The sequence below is a fragment of the Psittacicella gerlachiana genome (assembly GCF_003585965.1).
Lineage (GTDB): Bacteria > Pseudomonadota > Gammaproteobacteria > Enterobacterales > Psittacicellaceae > Psittacicella > Psittacicella gerlachiana.
In genome coordinates this window covers 1-5,867 of record NZ_NRJF01000231.1, presented here as the reverse complement: position 1 = coordinate 5,867, position 5,867 = coordinate 1, and the positions used below count along the sequence as shown (strand labels likewise).

Sequence of the window (5,867 nt, the reverse complement as noted above, 5' to 3'; positions counted from 1 at the left end):
ATCTAGATATGTACTTAAAACTAAAAAGAAAGATCCCTACAGTGAGTAACTATAAGGATCTTTATTTTTTCGTTAGTTTGATTAGTTATTACCTAAAGTAATAAAAATAGTACGATTATCTCTTTGGAATTTAAATACAATTAAATCATTATTTTTTAAGTTTTCAAGAGCTTTTGATAGATCTTCAGTTGTTTTTACTTCATGATCTTGTACCGCAACTAGGATATCTCCACTTTTTATGCCATAAACAGCAAATGGAGAATTATTTGTAACCTTATCAACGGCTAAACCTTTATCAGTATTTTTAAAGTTAGTCCCTAATAGGGTTATAGTATCACCAGCTTTATCACTTTTGCTATTACTCGCTACTGCAGATTTATCACTTACTACTTTTGTTGTATAAGTTTTACCATTTCTGATATAAGTAACTTCAAAAGTTGTATTAACTGGTTGCGAGCTAATTAAAGATCTTAACTGATTGAAATCAACAATTTTTGTATTATTAACTTTAACAATCACATCTCCAGCTTTTAATCCAGCTTTATCTGCAGCTGTACCTGGGAATACCTCATTAATAAATGCACCCTCAGTTACTGGAATTTTATTCATCTCAATTAAAGCTTCATTTAAGTCATTACCACGTATACCAATTTGTCCACGTGATACTTTACCATTTTTTATTAATTGATCTGAAATAGATTTAACAATATTTGATGGAATTGCAAAACCTATCCCTACAGAACCACCTGATTTTGATAAGATTGCAGAGTTAATACCAATTAAATTACCATTTAAATCTACTAAGGCTCCACCTGAGTTACCTGAGTTAATTGAAGCATCAGTTTGGATATAGTTATCATAAAGATTTAAAGAGGTAGAACGATTTAATGCTGAAACAATACCTTGAGTTGCTGTTAAACCTATACCAAATGGATTACCTATTGCAACTACATAATCTCCAATTTCAGCAGTAGATGAATCACCTAGATTAACTTGCTGTAGGTTAGAAAATTTTTCTAATTTTAATACCGCTAAATCAGTATCAGGATCTGTACCTACAATAGTAGCATTATATGTTCGATTATCGTATAATTTTACTTTTATTGTTTTTGCACCTGCAATAACATGATAGTTTGTTACTACGTAACCTTTTTCAGCGTTAATAATAACCCCAGAACCGAGTTGACGTACATTTTGCTCTGTAGTTTGTCCTTGTCCTCTAGGTCCACCTAATAAATCTTGAAATTCTTTTGGAAGTAAATCACCAAATAAATCAAAAGGATTTACACCATTATTTTGCACTTTTTCTACAGCTTTTACATCAATTGAAACAACTGCTGGTAGCACTCGCTTAATCATAGGTGCTAATGAGTTCTTAGTAGAAACAGATGGAGCTTGATTTTGCACTGTTACTGGTGTATTAGTATCAGCATATGCTTGAGGAGCAAATGCCAAAGTTGAAGCTCCAATTGTTAATAAACTAATACTTGTTGCAATTGCTGTTTTAATAAAACCTTTATTTTTATTCATAGTCAATCTCTTAAGTTGAAATAATGGTATAATAAACCAAGTTGCTTATAATGTTATAGACTTTTATCTTCTAAAGTTATATAGTTTTTTTTTATTTTTACAAGTTAAGGTTAATATGAGTTGGTTTGATAAAATCAAGAGTTCTATTCAAAAAACGCTCTCATCATCTGAAACAAGTGTAATTCCTGAAGGGGTATGGACTAAATGCCCAGGATGTTCACAAACTCTTTATACAAAAGATTATAATGCTAATTTGAATGTTTGTTCTCATTGTAATAATCATGGACGTTTAAATCCGCATACAAGATTACACACTTTCTTAGACGAAGGTTCTTATGAAGAATTATTTACCGATATTCAACCTAAAGACCCTTTAAATTTCAAAGATCTAAAATCTTATAAAGATCGTTTAAAAGCTGCTAAGAAATCAACTAATACTGATGAAGCTCTTATTGTTTATAAAGGTAAAGTAAACAATGTTGATGTTGTGTGCTGTGCTTTTAACATTGACTTCATGGGTGGATCTATGGGTTCTGTAGTAGGAGAAAGATTTACTCGTGCCGCTACCTTAGCTCTTGAAAGTAAATCTGCATTAATCTGTTTCTCAGCTTCAGGTGGTGCACGTATGCAAGAAGGTCTAGTATCTTTAATGCAAATGTCAAAAACCTCTGCTGTTTTAGCTAAATTAAAAGAAGCTTCAATTCCATTTATTTCAGTATTAACAGACCCTACATTTGGTGGAGTATCTGCTTCTTTAGCTATGCTAGGCGATGTAATTATTGCAGAACCAAAAGCTTTAATCGGTTTTGCTGGGCCACGTGTTATTGAACAAACTATTCGTGAAAAATTACCTGAAGGTTTCCAAAGATCTGAGTTCTTACTTGAACATGGTGCTATTGATCAAATTGTTGAAAGAAAAGATCTTCCTTTTTATATCTCATCATTAGTAGCAAAATTAAAAAATTTACCAGCAGTGAATGCTGAAAATTAATTTCAATGCAGAGCGAATAGCTCTGCATTTACTTTAGATAATAGTTGACAAACTCTTAATTTTTAATATAATAATCTTGCTTATAGTGCGTAAATTTTCTTCATGCACTAAGCATGTGGTCTGGTAGTTCAGCTGGTTAGAATACATGCCTGTCACGCATGGGGTCGCGGGTTCGAGTCCCGTCCAGACCGCCAGTATTTTTCTTTTAAAATGCTTAGTGTAATTCCCTAAGCATTTTTTTTATATTCTATTGTCATAGAAGTATTGAGTTATTTGAAATGTTCGCTAACCAAAAAACCGTAATCGCTTTAGTAGGTAGACCAAATGTTGGTAAATCTACTTTATTTAATCGTTTAACTAAAACTAGAGATGCCTTAGTTGCCGACTTCCCTGGTCTAACTCGTGATAGAAAATATGGTATAGCACGTTATCAAGATCAAGAATATATCCTCATAGATACAGGTGGTCTTGATGGTAATGAAGAAGGTATTGAAACTAAAATGGCTGAGCAATCACTGCTAGCGATTCAAGAAGCCGATATAGTTTTTATGCTTGTTGATGCTCGAGCAGGTTTAATGCCAGGTGATACTGCCATAGTAAATCTTCTTCGTAAAAGAGAAAAACCAGTAATTTTAGTTGCTAATAAAATTGATGGTCTTGATAGAGAACAAGCCTTAGCAGATTTTTATATTCTTGGATTTGATAAGGTGATGGGAATTTCTTCATCAAATAATATTGGTATTTCAAGTCTCTTAGATTTTACTTTTGATTATATTGATTCTGGTAAAATTCATCATTCTGATGATTTAGATTTTGCAGATGAGGACGCTGAGGTCGAAGATGAATTTAATGATGATTATAATCAAGAAGATGATTTAATTGATCAGGATTTTGAATATCTAGATGAGAGTGAAATCGAAGATAAAATTAAAGATGTAACTGAATCATCTATTCGTGAAGATTTAGATTCTACCGCTAACCAAATTCTAAATAATAATATAAAAATCGCTTTAGTTGGTAGACCAAATGTAGGTAAATCTACTTTAACAAACTGCCTACTTGGTGAAGATAGAGTTATTGTTTATGACATGCCAGGAACAACAAGAGACTCTATATACATACCTTTAGAACATAATGGTCAAAACTATACGATTATTGATACAGCTGGAGTTCGTAAAAAAGGTAAAATTTATGAAGCTGTAGAGAAGTTCTCGGTTATTAAAACTTTACAAGCTATCGAAGATTCTAATGTTTGTTTATTAGTAATTGATGCTACCCAAGGTTTAGCTGATCAAGATTTAAGTTTATTAAGCTTTATCCTAAATGCTGGACGTTCTATTGTGATTCTATTAAATAAATGGGATGCAGTTACCGATGATGAACGTAAAGCAATTAGAGAAGAAATTGATCGTAAATTAGGTTTTGCTGATTTTGCACGTATTCACTATATCTCAGCTCTGAAAAAACATGGTATAGGTGATATTTTTAAATTTGTTCAAGAAGCATATTTATCTGCTAATATAAAAGTTAATACTTCTATGTTAACTCGTATCTTACAAATGGCTTTACATAACCATCAACCACCACAAGTAAACGGTAGACGAGTTAAATTAAAATATGCTCATGCGGGAGGACATAACCCACCAATTATCGTGGTGCATGGTAATATGTCTAAAGAACTTCCAGAATCTTATAAAAAATATTTAATTAATTACTTTAGAAGAACTTTAAATATTATAGGTTCTCCTATTAATTTTAAATTTGAAGATAGTAAAAATCCATACAAAAATAAGCAAAACAAGCTAACTAAATCACAAATTCGTAAACGTAAACGTTTACAAAAATTTATCAAACGTCAGTCTAGCTGATAAAATAAGAGGTAAGTTGATTTCTCAATTTACCTCTTTCATTTTTATTTAAGTTATATTCATGCATAAGTCTTATTTAATTACTGGTGGAGCTGGTTTTATAGGCTCGCATTTAGCAGAACACATTCTAAATCAGTCTTATGATCCTGAAACTAGGGTTATAGTGGTAGATTCTTTAGATTATGCAGCTAATATAGAAAATCTAAAAAAATGCTTTGAAGATCCTAGATTTTCCTTTTATCAAATAGATATTAATGACAAATCAGCTTTAATATCAATCTTACAAAAGCATCAAGTTAATGGAATTTTTCATTTAGCGGCAAAATCACATGTTGATGATTCAATAGAAAACCCAACAAAAGTTTTAGAAAATAACCTTAATGGAGCTATTAGTTTAATTTCTTCTGTTCGTAACTATTTTAATCAAATTAATGATTTTGAAAAAGCTAATTTTAAATTTATTAATATAAGTACTGATGAAGTCTTTGGTGATAGATTAGGGATAGAAGCAGCCAATGAACAAACTAAATATTGTCCTAGCTCTCCATATAGTGCTTCTAAAGCTGGTGCAGATTTAATTTTTGAATCTTTTGCTCGTACTTATGACATCCCGATTTTAACTTTATACTTACCTAATAATTTTGGTCCAAGACAATATCCTGAGAAATTAATCCCTCTTACCATTCTTCAGCTCTTATATGGATTGAAAATATCTTTATATGGAGATGGCAAACAAATTAGAGGATGGATGTACGTTAAAGATACAGTTACATTAATTTTCTCTTTAATCAATAATTGGAATAATTTAAAATCTCAAAAGTACACTATTTCAGGAGAATTATTAACTAACCTCCAAGTTGTAAATTATATTGCTCAAGCTCTAGAAGAACTATATCCTCTTGAAGAGAATTTAAATTTTAATCACAGCATTGATAGTTATAAAAGTCTTATAGACTTTACTGCGGATCGTCCAGGACATGATCGTAAATACGAAGTACAAGATTTTTTATTACAAACAGCAAATATTCAATTACCTCTTAATGATTTTTCTACAAGAATTAAAGATACTATTTTATGGTATATAGATAATTCTCAAAAGGAAATTAAAAAATTAAAAATTTACACTTATAAAGATAAAAAAACGCAGATCTAAGGATCAAAGTTTTACATAACATAGTTATTATGACAACATCATCAAAATTGAGAAAAACCTTTTTATTCTTAAGAAGAACTAAAGGTTTTAAAACTATCACCAAAAGTATTTTTCATTTATATTTAATTATAACTACCGTACTCGGTAATGGAGTATCAGTTGTTGCAGGGGCATTAACTTATAATACCTTATTAGCTATAGTTCCTATAGTGCTAGTATTCTTCTCCGTACTCCATATGTTACCAGCTTTTAATAGCATTAAGGATTCATTACAGGAATTTATATTTGAGAATATAGCACCAAGTAACATTGAAGATTTTAACGT

General features: G+C 30.8%; 5 protein-coding genes and 1 tRNA gene. 5 read left to right on the top strand and 1 reads right to left on the bottom strand.

The annotated features are described in order from the left end of the window. Positions 1-81 precede the first annotated feature (81 nt). Positions 82-1,530 (bottom strand): Do family serine endopeptidase, encoded by a 1,449-nt coding sequence (locus CKF59_RS07015; protein ID WP_119535225.1) that lies wholly within the window; start codon positions 1,528-1,530, stop codon positions 82-84. Positions 1,531-1,645: 115 nt separating this feature from the next. Between CKF59_RS07015 and accD the strand changes: the two genes are divergently transcribed. From accD to CKF59_RS06990, 5 genes are all read left to right on the top strand, one after another. Next, a complete protein-coding gene (accD, locus tag CKF59_RS07010; RefSeq protein ID WP_119535224.1) occupies positions 1,646-2,521 on the top strand; it encodes an acetyl-CoA carboxylase, carboxyltransferase subunit beta in 876 nt (291 codons plus the stop codon). Positions 2,522-2,638: 117 nt separating this feature from the next. Next, a tRNA-Asp gene (locus tag CKF59_RS07005) sits at positions 2,639-2,715 on the top strand. An 84-nt stretch (positions 2,716-2,799) separates the two neighbouring features. Next, positions 2,800-4,389 (top strand): ribosome biogenesis GTPase Der, encoded by a 1,590-nt coding sequence (gene der / locus CKF59_RS07000; RefSeq protein WP_119535223.1) that lies wholly within the window; start codon positions 2,800-2,802, stop codon positions 4,387-4,389. Positions 4,390-4,450: 61 nt separating this feature from the next. Next, positions 4,451-5,542 carry a dTDP-glucose 4,6-dehydratase gene (locus CKF59_RS06995; RefSeq protein WP_119535222.1) on the top strand — a complete coding sequence of 364 codons (1,092 nt, stop codon included), beginning with the start codon at positions 4,451-4,453 and terminating at the stop codon, positions 5,540-5,542. Between the two features lie 29 nt (positions 5,543-5,571). Beyond that, a partial coding sequence (locus CKF59_RS06990; protein WP_222985675.1) for a YhjD/YihY/BrkB family envelope integrity protein occupies positions 5,572-5,867 on the top strand: 296 nt, incomplete at its 3' end.